Source organism: Streptacidiphilus neutrinimicus, from assembly GCF_000787815.1.
Classification (GTDB): Bacteria; Actinomycetota; Actinomycetes; order Streptomycetales; family Streptomycetaceae; genus Streptacidiphilus; species Streptacidiphilus neutrinimicus.
In genome coordinates this window covers 13612-27309 of the sequence record NZ_BBPO01000085.1, presented here as the reverse complement: position 1 = coordinate 27309, position 13698 = coordinate 13612, and the positions used below count along the sequence as shown (strand labels likewise).

Here is a 13698-nt window from a genome sequence, read left to right as displayed (position 1 = left end):
GCCCTGCGCCGCACGTGGGCACCCGCTCGGCGCCCTCGGCCGCGCGAAGCGCGGGCGCTCGCGGCCTCTCGGCCGGGAGGCGGCACCCCCGACCCTGGCGGAGGGTGCCCCGGCACAGCCGGGCTCGGAGACTTCCGGAGCGCTCGACCGGGAGGCGTGCGCCTCCTGCTGTTCGCGGGAGGGTCGCCCAGCTGCGCGAAGGGTGGGCGCTCGGGCCGGTCTTGGTCCCGCTCGGTCTCCCGGGGTGCTGCGGCTGGAGGAGCAGGTGGCCTCAGAGGGTGGGGCCTGTACGGGGGCCGGCGTGGTCGGCGGAGCCGGGCGCGACGGGGGTGGCCCACTCGGAGGAGCTCAGCGGGCGGAAAGGAAGAAACCGTACATATCGTCTGAATATCCCCCGCCCGGGCGCTGACGTGCGCCCCGACCTCTGGAGGCCTGGTGGCGCGTGTCGCGAAGGGCCTGCGATCGGCGACGGCGCGGTGCGCCGTCGTGCTGGCGCTGGTGACCCTGCTGCTCGGCGGCGCCGTGCCGTACGTCGGCGGCACCGGCCGCCTGTACCTGGCCTACCTCGTCGTCGCGGACCGCGCCGACGCGGCGGGCGTCGCCGCCGCGGACCTGGCGATCAGGGGCGAGCAGGGCCTGGTCGGCCAGGAGTACCCGCAGATCGGCGTCGTCCTCGCCTACGCCTCCCTCGCCGACTTCGGGGCCCGGGTGCGGGCGCACCCGGGAATCGCCGCGGCCGGCGCGAGCCGGACCGCACCGGTGCCGGATCCGCGGGCGGGCACGCCCTACAGCGGGGCGCAGGGCCGGCCCGCCCTCGTGTCGTCAAAGCCGGCGGGCGACGCCGCGCCGAGCGACGACGTGCCGCTGGCCGCGGACCCGCACGGCCGAACCCAGTGGAACCAGGAGATGGTCGGCGAGAACGACCCGCTGCCCGCGAAGGACACCGCCGCGCTGAGGCGCGTCGTGGTCGCCGTGCTGGACTCGGGCGTGGACGACACCCACCCGGATCTGCGCACCGCCGTCGATCCGGGCATCTCCGCCTCCTGCGCGACCGGGACGCCCGACTCCCGTGCGGGCGCCTGGCGGCCCGACCCGAACCTGGGGGAGAGCGGCCACGGGACGCACGTCAGCGGGATCATCGCCGGGGACCGTCCCGGGGACGGCGTGGTCGGCGTGGCGCCGGGGGCGCGCATCGCGGCGGTGCGGCTGCTCGGCGAGCCGGGGCAGTACTACGGCGAGAACATCGTCTGCGGCTTCCTGTGGGCCGCCGACCACGGCGCGTCCGTGATCAACGACAGCTACTTCGCCGACCCGTGGAAGTACAACTGCCCGGAGAACCCGGACCAGGCGGCGATCGTCGCGGCGGTCGGCCGGGCGGTGAAGTACGCGCAGGACAAGGGCGCCGTGGTGGTCGCCTCCGCGGGCAACGACGGGCAGGACCTGGCCGGGCCCAGGATCGACGACCGCAGCCCCAACGACCGCGCGGACGGCGTGAACGCGCCCGTGCGCCATCTGGGCACGGAGTGCATCCGGCTGCCCGGCGGCCTGCCGGGCGTGGTGAACGTGAGCGCGGTCGTCGCGGACGGCAGCCTTGCGGCCTACTCCAACTGGGGGGCAGGGCAGATCGCGCTGGCCGCGCCGGGCGGCGACCCGGACGGCGGCGTGGGCGCCGCGGTCGTCTCCGACTGGCCGGGCGGCCGCTACGCGGCCCTCGCCGGCACCTCGATGGCGGCCGCGACCGTCAGCGGCGTCGCCGCGGTCGAGGCGGCGCGCCACCCGGGCGTTCGCGGGGCGGCGTTGGTCACGTTGCTGGAGCAGCAGGCGATGCCGCTCGGTTGCCCGTCCCGCGATCCGGGCGCCAAGGACTGCCCTGGCGGCCCGTACTACGGCTACGGCCTGGTCGACGTGCGCTGAGCGGCTGCGAGGCGGGACCTGCGGCGACGGCCCTGGCTAGGGCCGGAGCAGCCGGTCGAAGTAGCCGAGCAGCAGGTCGCCCAGCTCGCGCGTCAGGGTCGGAACCCGCTCCTCGTCGGCCTCCACGAGCAGCGGGAGCACGCCCTTGTACGCGGCGAGCGTGACCGCGGCGCCGATCTCCAGCCGGGCCGGGGGCAGGTCCGGCGCGTAGAGGGCGAGCAGCGCCTCGATCCGCGCGTGGGTGCGCGCCATCAGCGGCGCCTGGAGATCCATCACATGGCCGGGCGCGTTCCCGCCGATGAAGAGGGCCAGGCACGCCGGGTTCTCGCGGTGGAACCTGACGATCGGTCCGAGCGCGCCGCCCAGCGCCTCCTCCAGCGTGACTGCGGCCGGGTCCAGCACGGCGAAGGGCGCCAGCAGCTCGTCCAGGCTGTCCGCGTAGAACTCGGCGAGCGCGGCGGCGATGGCGTCCTTGTTCGGGAAGTACTGGTACAGCGAGCCGGGGGAGACGCCCGCCCGCGCCGCGATGGCGTTCGTCGTGGTGGCCGTGTAGCCGGACTCGGCGAAGACGTGACCGGCCGCGTCGAGCAACTGCGCGATCCGGCGCTCCCCGCGGGCCTGGCGCTTCCTGGGCCGTTCGGCGGCGGCGGGCTCGGTGGTCGGGGGCGTGGTCTCGGCGGTCACCCTGCCGATGGTAGGGCCGTTGACGAATGCGAGCAATCACTCGTAATCTCGGGAGTGGAATTACGAGCAAAGACTCGCATTCCTGTCCCGGCCCCTGCCATGCCTTCTCGCGGCCTTCAACCGACGTGATCAGGCTTCGCCACCTCACCTTCACCAGCTCTGGGGGACACCCATGTCCGCAACCGTCGACGCCCTCGGCGCGGCCGACGACGTCACCGTCGATCCGGAGGCCCCGGCCTCGACCCGCGCGCCCGGCCGCGCGTGGACGCTCGCCATCGTGTCGATCGCGACGTTCATGCTGATGCTCGACCTCACCGTCGTGAACGTCGCCCTGCCCGACCTGCGCAACGCGCTGCACGCCGACTTCTCCGGCCTCCAGTGGGTGCTCGACGCCTACGCGCTCACCCTCGCCGCCTTCCTGCTGACGGGCGGGTCGCTCGCCGACCGGCTCGGCCGCAAGCGCGTCTTCGTCGCCGGGTTCGCCGTCTTCACCGCCGCCTCGCTGCTCTGCGGCGCCGCGACGAACGTGATCACCCTCAACCTCGCCCGCGGCGTGCAGGGCGTGGGCGCCGCCGTCCTCTTCGCGGTCGGACCGGCGCTGCTCGGCCACGAGTTCCGCGGCAAGGACCGGGCCATGGCCTTCGGCGTCTTCGGCGGCGTCTCCGGCCTGGCGATCGCGTTCGGCCCGCTCATCGGCGGGGCGCTGACCAGCGGTGTCGGCTGGCGGTGGATCTTCCTGGTGAACGTCCCCATCGGGATCGTCGCGATCGTGCTGAGCACCCTGCGGATCCGCGAGTCCCGCGAGCCCGGCGCCCACGGCGTCGACTGGGCCGGCCTCACCCTGTTCTCCGTCGCGCTCGCCGCGCTCGTCCTCGCCTTCCTGCGCGGCGAGGCGGAGGGCTGGACCAGCCCGCTGATCCTCTCCCTCTTCGCCGCGTCCGTCGTGCTGCTCGCGGGCTTCCTGCTGGTCGAGCGCAGGCTCGGCGCGGCGGGGATGCTGGACCTCTCGCTCGTCCGCAACCGCACCTTCAACGGGATCTCGGCGACGACGCTGCTCGGCAACGCGGCCGGCATGGCGTCGATCTTCCTCGAGGTCTCGTACGTGCAGAACGTGCTCGGCGCGTCGCCGTGGCAGGCGGGTCTGCGCTTCCTGCCCCTGACGCTGATGCTCTTCGTCGTGGCGGCCGTCACCGGCAGCCTCACCGTGGCGCTCCCGCCGCGGCTGCTCGTCGGCACCGCGATGACGCTCATGTCCGGCGGTCTGCTGGCCATGCGGCTGATCGACGTCCACAGCGGCTGGACCGCGATGCTGCCGAGCATGCTGCTCACCGGCGCGGGGATGGGCATGTTCAACCCGCCGCGGGCGTCGATCTCCATCGGCGTCGCGGAACCCGCGCGGGCCGGCATGGCCGCCGGGATCGGCGAGACCTTCCAGCAGGTGGGCATCGCGATCGGCATCGCCGGCTTCGGCGCGCTCTTTCAGCACCGGGTCGGCGACGCCTTCGCGGCGGCGGTGCCCGGGCTCCCGGACAGCGCGCGGCAGGCGGTCGCCGCGGGCGCGGGCGACCAGGTCGCCCGCAGCGCGGGCCCGCTCCGCGCACAGGTCGCCGAGGCGGCGCGGGCGGCCTTCGTCCACGGGCTCACGGACGTCCTCACCATCTGCGCGGCGGTCGCCGCGCTCGCTGCGGTGATCGCCTTCGCCACCATCCGCCGCAAGGACCTCCACGAGAGCGCCACGGGGCACTGAGCAGCCCCGAGCCACCCCCTCCGGGGTAGGGGCCGGGCGGAAGGTGTGCCCGGCCCTTCGGGGGTGGCGCCTGCGGCGGGCCGTGCGGTTCCGCCCAGGAGCGGGCGGCTCCCGCCTCGGGCGGGGAGGCCCGCCCGCCGGGAACCTGCGGGAGGCGGCTCGCCGGGCGGGTGTCCTGCATGGTGGACGGGCGTCGGGCGGGGTGCGGGTGCGTGGCAGGCTCCCTGAGAGGGAGGCTGGTGTCATGGGTGAGGAACGCGCGCACTACTGGCAGCATCCGGCGCTGCCCGGCGTGGACCTGCTGCGGGCCCACTACGTCCACCACACCTTCGGGAAGCACACCCACGACGGCTACGTCCTGGCCGCCATCACCGAAGGGGTGGAGGCGTTCCACTACCGCGGCGGCCTGGAGGTCGCGCCCGCCGGCAGCGTCGCGCTGGTGGAGCCCGACCGGGTGCACACCGGGCACGCGGGGGTGCCCGGCGGGTGGAGCTACCAGGTGCTCTACCCGAGCGTCGAGCACGTCGCGGCCGTCGCCGCCGAGTTGGGGGTGCTGCCCGGCTCGCCGGGCTTCGGCACGGCCGTCGTGGACGACGACGAGCTCGCCCGGCTGGTGACGCAGACCCATCAGGCCGCCGAGCAGAACCAGGGGCTGGCCGCGGGGACCTTCCTCCGCCTCGCGCTCGCCCGGGCCCTGCGCCTGCACTCCTCGCAGCGGCTGATGCGGGAAACCCCACGTGTGGGACGGGACGCCGCCCGCGCCGCGCGGGACCTGCTCGCGGAGCGGCTGGACGAACCGCCCGCCCTGGAGGAGCTCGCCGCCGCGGTCGGGACCGGACCGTTCCCGCTGCTGCGGGCCTTCCGGGACGAGTACGGGCTGCCGCCGCACGCCTGGCTGACCCAGCACCGGGTCCGCACCGCGCGCACCCTGCTCGACGTCGGCGTCCGGCCCGCGGACGCGGCCGTGGCCGTCGGCTTCGTCGACCAGGCGCACCTGACCCGGCACTTCCGCCGGATCCTGGGCGTCCCGCCCGGCGCCTACCGGCGGGCGCGCAAGAACGTACAAGATTCGGACGGCGCGCCCCCGGCAGCATGAGCCGTATGACGGCCCTCTCCGATCCACCCGCACCGGCCACCGCCCCGCCCGCCGCGCCGCTGCCGGCCGCGGGCGCACGCTCCGACCGCGCCGTGATCCGCGACTCCCTCGGCGTCGGCGTGGCGGTCGGCGTCTCGGGGATCGCCTTCGGCATCGCGGGGACCACCGCGCACCTGACGGTCTGGCAGACCTGTGCGCTCAGCCTGCTGGTGTTCACCGGCGCCAGCCAGTTCGCGCTGATCGGCGCGCTCGCGGCGGGCGCCGCGCCGTTCGCCGCCGTCATCGGGGCGCTCTTCCTCGGCGTGCGGAACGCCTTCTACGGCCTGCGGCTGGGCGAGCGGCTGGAGCTGCCGCGCTGGCTGCGGCCGGTCGCCGCGCAGACGGTGATCGACGAGACGGCGGCCGTGGCGCTGGTCCAGCCCGACCGGCGCTCGACCCGGCTCGGCTTCTTCGTCACCGGGGCCAGCCTCTACCTGATCTGGAACGCCACCACCCTGGCCGGGGCCCTGGGCGCCGACGCGCTGGGCGATCCGTCGCGCTACGGCCTGGACGTCGCCGGACCGGCCGTCTTCCTGGCGCTGCTGGCCCCGAGGCTGCGTGAGGGCGGCGCGGAGCGGGCGACCGCCCTGCTCGGCGCGGTGCTCGCGCTCGCCTCCGTGCCGCTCGTCCCGGCGGGCGTCCCCGTGCTGATCGCGCTGGCGGCCGTCCCGGCCGTGCTGCTGCTCGGTTCCCGCCGGGACCGGGAGCGGGCCCGGACGACGGCCGGTCCGCAGAAGGACCTGCCGAAGGACCTGCCGAAGGAGGGCGGACGATGAACACGACCTGGCTGGCGATCCTGGGCACGGCCGCGGGCTGCTACGGACTCAAGCTGCTGGGCCTCTCCGTCCCCTCCGGGCTGCTGGACCGTCCCGTCGTACGCCGCTTCGCTGCGCTCGCACCGGTCGCGCTGCTGGCCGCGCTCACCGCGCTGCAGACCTTCGGGCAGGGCGCGCACGGACTGGCGGTGGACGCCCGCGCGGCGGGACTGGCCGCGGCGGGCGTCGCGGTGTGGCGCCGGGCGCCGTTCCTCGTCGTGGTGGTCGTCGCGGTGCTGGTGACCGCCCTGGTGCGGGCGGTCGCCTGACGTCGGCCGCCCGTGGGCAGGCGCCCTCCGGCGCCGGGACGCCCAGCCGCGCGACCTCGCCGGTCCGGCCTGACTCTCCCTGGCTCCGACGGAACCGGCGCGATACTGGGCGCATGCGCCTGACCGAGTTCTGGAAGAGGATGTACGCCCACTTCGGGGAGAGCTACGCGGAGAGCTTCGCCACCGACCACGTCATGTCCGAGCTGGGCGGCCGCACCGTCCGCCAGGCCCTGGACGCCGGCTGGGAGGCCAAGGACGTCTGGCGGGCCGTCTGCGTGTCGATGGGTGTTCCCGAGTCGAGGCGCTGAGCCGAAGAAGAAGTCGACGAAACGGGCAAGGCAGACGACACAGACAACGCGGAGAAAAAGCAGGTGCCTGCCTATTCGAACGTGCGTTCCCTATACTGGATTACGGCACGTTATCCACAGGGCTGCCCTCGGCGAGGGTCTTTTGTCAGTGGTGCGCGCTAGCGTCTTCGGTGATGAAGCGTTCAGCACAGACCCCCAAGGTGGCACCCATGGCAGCGAACGACCGCGAGCGGGCCCTCGAGACAGCCCTCGCCCAGATCGAGCGACAGTTCGGCAAGGGCTCCGTCATGCGCCTCGGCGACGAGGCCCGGGCTCCGATCGAGGTGATCCCCACGGGGTCCATCGCCCTCGACGTGGCGCTCGGCGTCGGCGGCCTGCCCCGCGGCCGTGTCGTCGAGGTCTACGGCCCCGAGTCCAGCGGTAAGACCACGCTGACCCTGCACGCGGTGGCCAACGCGCAGAAGGCCGGCGGCATCGTCGCCTTCGTCGACGCCGAGCACGCGCTCGACCCGGAGTACGCCAAGAAGCTCGGCGTCGACACCGACGCTCTGCTCGTCTCCCAGCCGGACACCGGCGAGCAGGCGCTGGAGATCACGGACATGCTGATCCGTTCCGGCGCCGTCGATCTGATCGTCATCGACTCGGTCGCCGCGCTCGTGCCGCGTGCCGAGATCGAGGGTGAGATGGGCGACTCCCACGTCGGCCTCCAGGCCCGCCTGATGTCCCAGGCGCTGCGCAAGATCACCGGTGCGCTGAACCAGACCAAGTGCACCGCGATCTTCATCAACCAGCTGCGTGAGAAGGTCGGCGTCATGTTCGGCTCGCCCGAGACGACGACGGGTGGCCGTGCGCTCAAGTTCTACGCCTCGGTCCGCCTGGACATCCGCCGTATCGAGACGCTGAAGGACGGCACGGAGGCGGTCGGAAACCGCACCCGCGTCAAGGTCGTCAAGAACAAGGTCGCCTCGCCGTTCAAGCAGGCCGAGTTCGACATCATCTACGGCCAGGGCATCAGCCGTGAGGGCGGCCTGATCGACATGGGCGTCGAGCACGGCTTCATCCGCAAGTCCGGCGCCTGGTACACCTACGAGGGCGACCAGCTGGGCCAGGGCAAGGAGAACGCCCGCAACTTCCTGCGCGACAACCCGGATCTGGCCGACGAGATCGAGAAGAAGATCAAGGAGAAGCTCGGCGTGGGCCCGAAGCTGGACACCCCGGCTGACGCCGCCGCCCCTGTCGTCGGCGAGGCCCCGGCCGTGGCGGCCGCCAAGGCTCCCGCCGCGCGCGGCAGCAAGGCCGCCAAGGCCGCCGAGGCCGTCCCGGCGGAGGCCAAGGCCTGAGCGCGCCCACTCGGAGCGGATCAGTGTCGACGTCGACCGAGAGCGCGTGGGGTCCGCGCGACTGGTCGTCCCACGGGGGCGGCGGCAGCTGGCCGGAACCGCCGGCTGACCGCGCCCCCACTCCGGGCTCCGTCCACGACACCGCCCACGACACCGCCCACGACTCAGGGCATGGCGACGCCGTCCCCGAGGCCGCTGCCGGGGTGGACGAGGGCGGGTTCGACGACGCTCCGTCGCGTCGAGGTGCGTCCGACCGTCGCCGCTCCTCCCAGCGACGCGTGCGGCGCGCATCCGAGGACACGGGCGACGAGGCGCCGCGCGAGAGGCCGCCGAGCGATCCCGCCGCGCGGGCGCGGGACATCTGTCTGCGGCTGCTCACCGGTTCCGCCCGTACTCGGAGGCAGCTCGCCGACACCCTGCGGCGCAAGGAGATCCCGGACGAGGTCGCGGAGCAGGTGCTCGACCGGCTGACCGAGGTCGGGCTGATCGACGACGCCGCCTACGCCCGCTCCTGGGTCGAGCAGCGGCAGCGCAACCGGGGGCTGGCTCGACGCGCCCTCGCGGGCGAGCTGCGCGCCAAGGGCGTCGACAGCGCCCTGGTCGCGGAGGCTGTGGCCGAGGTCGACCCGGACGACGAGGAGGCCGCCGCCCGGCGGCTGGTGGAGCGCAAGCTCGCCTCCACCCGCAGCCTGGACCGCCAGGTCCGCCTACGTCGGCTCGCGGGCATGCTGGCCCGCCGCGGCTACCCGGAGGGCCTGGCCCTGCGTGTGGTGCGCGCCGCCCTCGACGCCGAGGCGGCCGACGGCTTCGAGGACGGCTTCGAGGACGAGGACGCCTTCCTCGACTCCGGCGAGGATTGAGACGGGCTGGTGCCGCCCGGTAGGGGAGTCGCGCGAGTCGCTTTCCGGGACGAACGGTTCCTGTGTGTTTGCACTACTCAACGGTCAGGGGCGGTTGCCGTCTTGACCGTTTCGTAACCCGCACCTAGCCTCACCATGAGTGATGAGGGGCCACATGCCAGCCTCGCACCGAGATCGCAGTGTGATCACGGCGTGATCCCGCGCCGGACGGGGAGGGCTGATGACGTTGGCCATCGCAGCGACCGCAACCGTTCCGGTGCTCCTGATGATCATCGGCCTGGTCCTGCTCTCGGTCGCCGGTCTCGCGGTGCGTCAACTCCTGCACAGCGCCCGGGAGCGCGCCCTCGAACTGGACCGGCGCGAGCAGCGCAGCGCGGAACGCGAGACCCGCATCGACGATGAGCAGCACCGGCTGCTCCAGCGCGAGTTGGACACGGCCCAGGCCCAGGCGGAGCTTCAGCTCCGCACCGAGGAGCTGGCCGCCGAGCGGCGACGGATGCTGGAGGAGGCGGCCGGCCTCAGCGCGGCGGAGGCCCGCGCGGAGTTGGTCCGGTCGGTCGAGCAGCAGGCCAAGCGCGAGGCCGTGCTGACGGTCCGGGAGATCGAGCGTCAGGCGCGGACGGAGGGGGAGGCCCGCGCCCGCGAGATCGTGGCCTCCGCCATCCAGCGGGTCTCCGTGCAGGGCACGGCCGACCACGTGGTCACCGCGGTGCGGCTGCCGAGCGAGGACATGAAGGGCCGGATCATCGGCCGCGAGGGCCGCAACATCCGCTCCTTCGAGGCCGTCACCGGCGTCAACCTGGTCATCGACGAGACCCCGGAGTCCGTGCTGCTCTCCTGCTTCGACCCGGTCCGCCGGGAGGTGGGCCGACTCGCCCTGGAGGAGCTGATCGCCGACGGCCGGATCCACCCGCAGCGCATCGAGGACGCCTACGAGCGCGGCCTCGCCCAGGTCGAGCGGCTGTGCCAGGCGGCGGCGGAGGAGGCGGTCGCCGAGGTCGGCCTCGATGAGCTGCACCCCGAACTGATGCGCCTGCTCGGCCGGTTGCGCTACCGCACCTCCTACGGCCAGAACGTGCTGGGTCACCTGGTCGAGTCCGCGCATCTGGCCGGGGCGATGGCGGCGGAGCTGCGGGTGGACCCGACGCTGGTCAAGCGCTGCACCCTGCTGCACGACATAGGGAAGGCGATCACCCTTCCCCAGCCGCCCGGCGGCGCTTCCGTCGCCGAGGGCAGCCATGCCCAGATCGGCGCCGAACTCGCCCGCCGCTACGGAGAGTCGGAGGAGGTCGTGCACGCGGTCGCGGCGCACCACAACGAGATCGAGCCGCAGACCGTCGAGGCCGTCCTCACCCAGGCCGCGGACGCCTGCTCCGGCGGCAGGCCAGGCGCGCGCCGGGAGTCGGTGGAGCTCCACGCGCGTCGGCTGGAGAAGCTGGAGGAGATCGCCCGTCGGCACGAGGGCGTGCACAAGGTCTACGCGATGCAGGCCGGCCGTGAGGTCCGGGTGATGGTGCTGCCGGAGGCGGTGGACGACGTGCAGGCGCAGGTGCTGGCGAAGGACGTGGCCCGCGAGGTCGAGAACGAGCTGACCTACCCGGGCCAGATCCGGATCACCGTGATCAGGGAGAGCCGCGCGACGAGCTTCGCCCGCTAGCCTCTCCCCGCCTCTTCCGGCCGCCTCCGGCCCCTCCCCGCGCTATCGCGACACCGGCAGCCCCTCCGCCGCCCAGGCCTGGAAGCCGCCGACGAGGTCGGTCGCGCGGTGCAGGCCCAGCGCCTGCAGGGACCGCGCGGCGAGGGAGGAGGCGTAGCCCTCGTTGCACACGACGATGACCAGCCGGTCGTGGTCCGTGGTCTCCGGTGCGCGGTGGGCGCACTGCGGGTCCATGCGCCACTCCAGCTCGTTGCGTTCGACGATCAGCGCTCCGGGGATCGCCCCGTCCCGGTCCCGCAGCGCGGCGTAGCGGATGTCCACCAGCAGCGCGTCCTCCTCCGCGAGGGCTCGCGCCGCCTCACCCGGCGACACCCGTCGCAGGTGCGCTCGTTCGCGCTCCAGCAGGGAGTCGATGTCGATCGGTGTGGTCACCAGTCCTCCTGGGTCTCGACCGCGGCCACGCTGAGCACGTCCCCGCTGCGCTCGTAGCGACGCAGCCGCGGCAGCGGCGGATGGTAGACGTGCACGGAGACGGCGTGGTCGGCCGCCGAGGGGTTGACCACCTGGTGCACGTGGTGCGGGCCGAACGCGCGACCGCGGCCGGCGGGCAGCGACCGCTGCCGGTCGACGCCCTCCTCCAGCTCCAGGCTGCGCCAGCCGCTGCTGGGCAGCGGCATCGCGAGCGAGAGCTCGCTCAGCGAGCCGCGCGCGGTGACGAACGCGCCGCTGGAGCCGCCGTGGTCGTGCCAGCCGGTCTCCGAGCCGGGCGGCCAGCCGATCAGCCACGCCTCGCTGCCGCCGGGACCGTCCAGCCGGACCCAGGTGCGCTCGGTCGGATGGAGGGCGAGGCGGTCCAGCGCGTCCGGGTCGGCGGCGACGGTCTGGGCGAAGGTGAGCAGGGTGGTGAGATCGGGGGCGACGGTCGTCGTCGCGGCGGTCGGACTCGGGGCGGTCGCGGTCGTGGTGGAGCCGGACAAGGCGGCGCTCGGGGTCATGGTGGCGTCCTGGGAGGCGTCGGGGCGATGACGGGACGCCGCCGGGCGCCGATGGGGTGACCGTGCGGGCGCGTGAGGGCGCGGCTGCGGTCGGATCAGGTGGCGCGGCGGCGTGGGATGCCGGGGGAAGGGCCGTCCGTGACGGCGGCGAGAAGCATGCTTCTCCAGCCGGGCGCCAGGTCAGCCCTGGGTACAGAACGACGCGCAGAACGAGGTGCAACACAGGTGGGGGCGCCGGACGGCGTCCGGTCGTCGCGTGCTGCGGGCAGGCCGCAGGACGGTGATCCCCATGGCGCGAGTAGAGCACGGCCTCAGGTGATCGTCAAGGAACGTCCGCCATCAGGACTGACCGGCCGTCAGCCTTTCGCGTGCGCTCACGCCCGTCGCGGCGCGCGGTACGGGGAGTTCGGCCGCGGCGCTGCGGGCCTGGTCCGCGAGGTCGTAGAGCTCGCCCGGGCGGCTCCCCTCGACGGCGGCGACGAGGTGGCCGTCCGGCCTGATCAGCAGCACGCTGTGGGCGGCGGCGCCCGGGTAGTTCTCGGTGACGAGCAGCTCGGCGGGGAGCGGCAGCCCCTCCGTGGTCTCCGTGAGCTGCGGCATCAGGCCGGCGCCGAGCCAGTGCTCGGACGCCCACACACCGGTGCCGGGGGCGACGAGGACGACCAGGAAGCCGCGGCCGAGCCGGGCCCGCAGCCGGTCGTGGGCGCCGTCGGCGGTGATCACCGGGATGTCCGGGACCAGCACGCCGGGGGTGGTCGGGCTGAGCGTGGGCGTGAGCGCCGTGCGGCCGCGGCCTTCGGCCGCGGGGTAGGCGGGCGCTCCGCCGAGCCGCCCGGTGCCGAGGCTGCCGTCGGACAGCAGCCGTGCGTTGCGCCGCAGTGATCCGGAGAGCAGGCTGCGGCGCGCCTCCAGCAGCGGCGTGCTGGGCTGGAGCAGCGGCATCGCCTGGTCCACCGCCCGCAGCCGGGCGATCACGGCGTTCCGGCGTTCCGCCTGGTAGGTGGTCAACAGACGTTCGGGTGCGCAGCCCTGCCAGACCAGGCCGAGCTTCCAGGCGAGGTTGTCGACGTCGCGCAGGCCCTCGTCGAGGTTCTGCATGCCGAGGGAGCCGAGCAGATGCGCGGCGTCGCCGGCCAGGAAGGCCCGGCCCACCTGGAACTTGGTGGCCAGCCGCTGCTGGACGACGTAGTCGGCGCTGGAGATCAGCTCGTAAGGGGGGACCTTGCCGCCGTTCCACGCCGCGAGGGTGGCCCGCAGCTGCTCGATCAGCTGATCGGGGCTGAATCCCGGCGCGCGCGGCGGCAGCCGCCAGTCCAGCCGCCAGACGCCGTCCGGCAGCGGCCGCGCCGCGACCTCGCGCGCGATCGGCGCGCCGGACTGACGCGGCTGGTCCCGGTGCAGCAGCGCCTCCCCGGGGAACGGCAGGTCCGCGCGGATCGTCGCGAGCGCGTAGTGGTCGGCGGCGGCGCGCCCGGGGAAGCGCAGCGCGAGGCGCTTGCGGACCGTGGAACGCGGCCCGTCGCATCCCACCAGGAAGCTGCCGCGCAGCCAGGTGTGCTGGGTGTGGACGTTCACCGCGTCCTGGCCCGGCTCCTGCTCCAGCTCCAGGAGGGTGGACTCCGGCAGCAGCTCCACCAGCCCCGTCGCGGTGACGGCGTCCCGCAGGCCGCGCAACAGGCGGTGCTGGGCCAGGTGCAGCACGTCGTCGTGCTGCAGCTCCACGCTGTGCAGTTCGCGGTGGCGGCGCATGGTCCGCCAGGCGGTCCAGCCCCGCCCGTCGGCGGTGACCCGGCTGTATCCGATGCGCTGCAGGAAGCCGACGGTGTCGGCGCGCAGCACGGTCGACCGCGAGCTCTCGGGCGCGACCCCGGTGCCCTCGTCCAGCACGATGCTCGGCACCTGGTGCCGCGCCAGCGCGAGGGCGAGCGTGAGACCGATGGGACCGGCGCCGGCGATGATCACAGGGTCGGATCC

13 protein-coding genes are annotated in these 13698 nt (G+C 74.1%); 9 read left to right on the top strand and 4 right to left on the bottom strand.

All coding sequences use genetic code 11. The features are described from left to right. Positions 1 to 435: 435 nt before the first annotated feature. Positions 436 to 1914, top strand: a complete 1479-nt coding sequence (locus tag TR48_RS33215; RefSeq protein WP_052443257.1) for a S8 family peptidase — start codon at positions 436 to 438, stop codon at positions 1912 to 1914. Between the two features lie 36 nt (positions 1915 to 1950). On the opposite strand, the gene TR48_RS33210 is transcribed toward TR48_RS33215, so the two are convergent. After that, positions 1951 to 2598, bottom strand: a complete 648-nt coding sequence (locus TR48_RS33210) for a TetR/AcrR family transcriptional regulator (protein ID WP_063771120.1) — start codon at positions 2596 to 2598, stop codon at positions 1951 to 1953. Between the two features lie 172 nt (positions 2599 to 2770). Between TR48_RS33210 and TR48_RS33205 the strand changes: the two genes are divergently transcribed. The 8 genes from TR48_RS33205 (at position 2771) to rny (ending at position 10729) form a co-directional block, all read left to right on the top strand. Next, positions 2771 to 4345, top strand: coding sequence for an MFS transporter (locus TR48_RS33205; RefSeq protein WP_236652445.1), 1575 nt, complete (start codon positions 2771 to 2773; stop codon positions 4343 to 4345). Positions 4346 to 4589: 244 nt separating this feature from the next. Beyond that, positions 4590 to 5441 (top strand): AraC family transcriptional regulator, encoded by an 852-nt coding sequence (locus tag TR48_RS33200; RefSeq protein WP_042374138.1) that lies wholly within the window; start codon positions 4590 to 4592, stop codon positions 5439 to 5441. After that, positions 5438 to 6256, top strand: a complete 819-nt coding sequence (locus TR48_RS33195; protein ID WP_052443255.1) for an AzlC family ABC transporter permease — start codon at positions 5438 to 5440, stop codon at positions 6254 to 6256. Before TR48_RS33200 ends, TR48_RS33195 begins: the two co-directional genes overlap by 4 nt. Continuing rightward, entirely contained in the window at positions 6253 to 6564 is a 312-nt protein-coding gene (locus TR48_RS33190) for an AzlD domain-containing protein (RefSeq protein ID WP_042374135.1), read from the top strand. Before TR48_RS33195 ends, TR48_RS33190 begins: the two co-directional genes overlap by 4 nt. A 113-nt stretch (positions 6565 to 6677) precedes the next feature. After that, the gene (locus TR48_RS33185; protein ID WP_042374134.1) at positions 6678 to 6872 is read left to right on the top strand and encodes a DUF3046 domain-containing protein; all 195 of its coding nucleotides are present in this window, start codon (positions 6678 to 6680) and stop codon (positions 6870 to 6872) included. A 209-nt stretch (positions 6873 to 7081) separates the two neighbouring features. After that, entirely contained in the window at positions 7082 to 8212 is a 1131-nt protein-coding gene (gene recA, locus TR48_RS33180; protein ID WP_042374133.1) for a recombinase RecA, read from the top strand. 23 nt (positions 8213 to 8235) lie between these two features. Further along, positions 8236 to 9072, top strand: a complete 837-nt coding sequence (locus TR48_RS41155) for a regulatory protein RecX (protein ID WP_236652444.1) — start codon at positions 8236 to 8238, stop codon at positions 9070 to 9072. Between the two features lie 220 nt (positions 9073 to 9292). After that, complete coding sequence (gene rny / locus TR48_RS33170) at positions 9293 to 10729, top strand: ribonuclease Y (RefSeq protein ID WP_052443254.1); 1437 nt, start codon at positions 9293 to 9295, stop codon at positions 10727 to 10729. Between the two features lie 42 nt (positions 10730 to 10771). Here the strand turns inward: rny and TR48_RS33165 are convergent, their stop codons facing one another. The 3 genes from TR48_RS33165 to TR48_RS33155 form a co-directional block, all read right to left on the bottom strand. Then, positions 10772 to 11161 (bottom strand): rhodanese-like domain-containing protein, encoded by a 390-nt coding sequence (locus tag TR48_RS33165; RefSeq protein WP_042374132.1) that lies wholly within the window; start codon positions 11159 to 11161, stop codon positions 10772 to 10774. Further along, on the bottom strand, positions 11158 to 11724 hold the full coding sequence (locus tag TR48_RS33160) for a cupin domain-containing protein (RefSeq protein ID WP_042374131.1): 567 nt from the start codon (positions 11722 to 11724) through the stop codon (positions 11158 to 11160). The genes TR48_RS33165 and TR48_RS33160 overlap by 4 nt, the downstream gene beginning before the upstream one ends. Positions 11725 to 12063: 339 nt before the next feature. Further along, positions 12064 to 13686: an FAD-dependent monooxygenase gene (locus TR48_RS33155; protein WP_236652443.1), complete on the bottom strand. Its 1623-nt coding sequence runs from the start codon at positions 13684 to 13686 to the stop codon at positions 12064 to 12066. Positions 13687 to 13698: the final 12 nt, after the last annotated feature.

What these genes read in the sequence shown, in the direction of transcription:
- TR48_RS33205 (WP_236652445.1), top strand. Translation starts at nt 2,771, where the DNA reads ATGTCCGCAACCGTCGACGCCCTCGGCGCGGCCGACGACGTCACCGTC.
- TR48_RS33200 (WP_042374138.1), top strand. Translation starts at nt 4,590, where the DNA reads ATGGGTGAGGAACGCGCGCACTACTGGCAGCATCCGGCGCTGCCCGGC.
- TR48_RS33195 (WP_052443255.1), top strand. Translation starts at nt 5,438, where the DNA reads ATGAGCCGTATGACGGCCCTCTCCGATCCACCCGCACCGGCCACCGCC.
- TR48_RS33190 (WP_042374135.1), top strand. Translation starts at nt 6,253, where the DNA reads ATGAACACGACCTGGCTGGCGATCCTGGGCACGGCCGCGGGCTGCTAC.
- TR48_RS33185 (WP_042374134.1), top strand. Translation starts at nt 6,678, where the DNA reads ATGCGCCTGACCGAGTTCTGGAAGAGGATGTACGCCCACTTCGGGGAG.
- recA (WP_042374133.1), top strand. Translation starts at nt 7,082, where the DNA reads ATGGCAGCGAACGACCGCGAGCGGGCCCTCGAGACAGCCCTCGCCCAG.
- rny (WP_052443254.1), top strand. Translation starts at nt 9,293, where the DNA reads ATGACGTTGGCCATCGCAGCGACCGCAACCGTTCCGGTGCTCCTGATG.
- TR48_RS33160 (WP_042374131.1), bottom strand. Translation starts at nt 11,724, where the DNA reads ATGACCCCGAGCGCCGCCTTGTCCGGCTCCACCACGACCGCGACCGCC.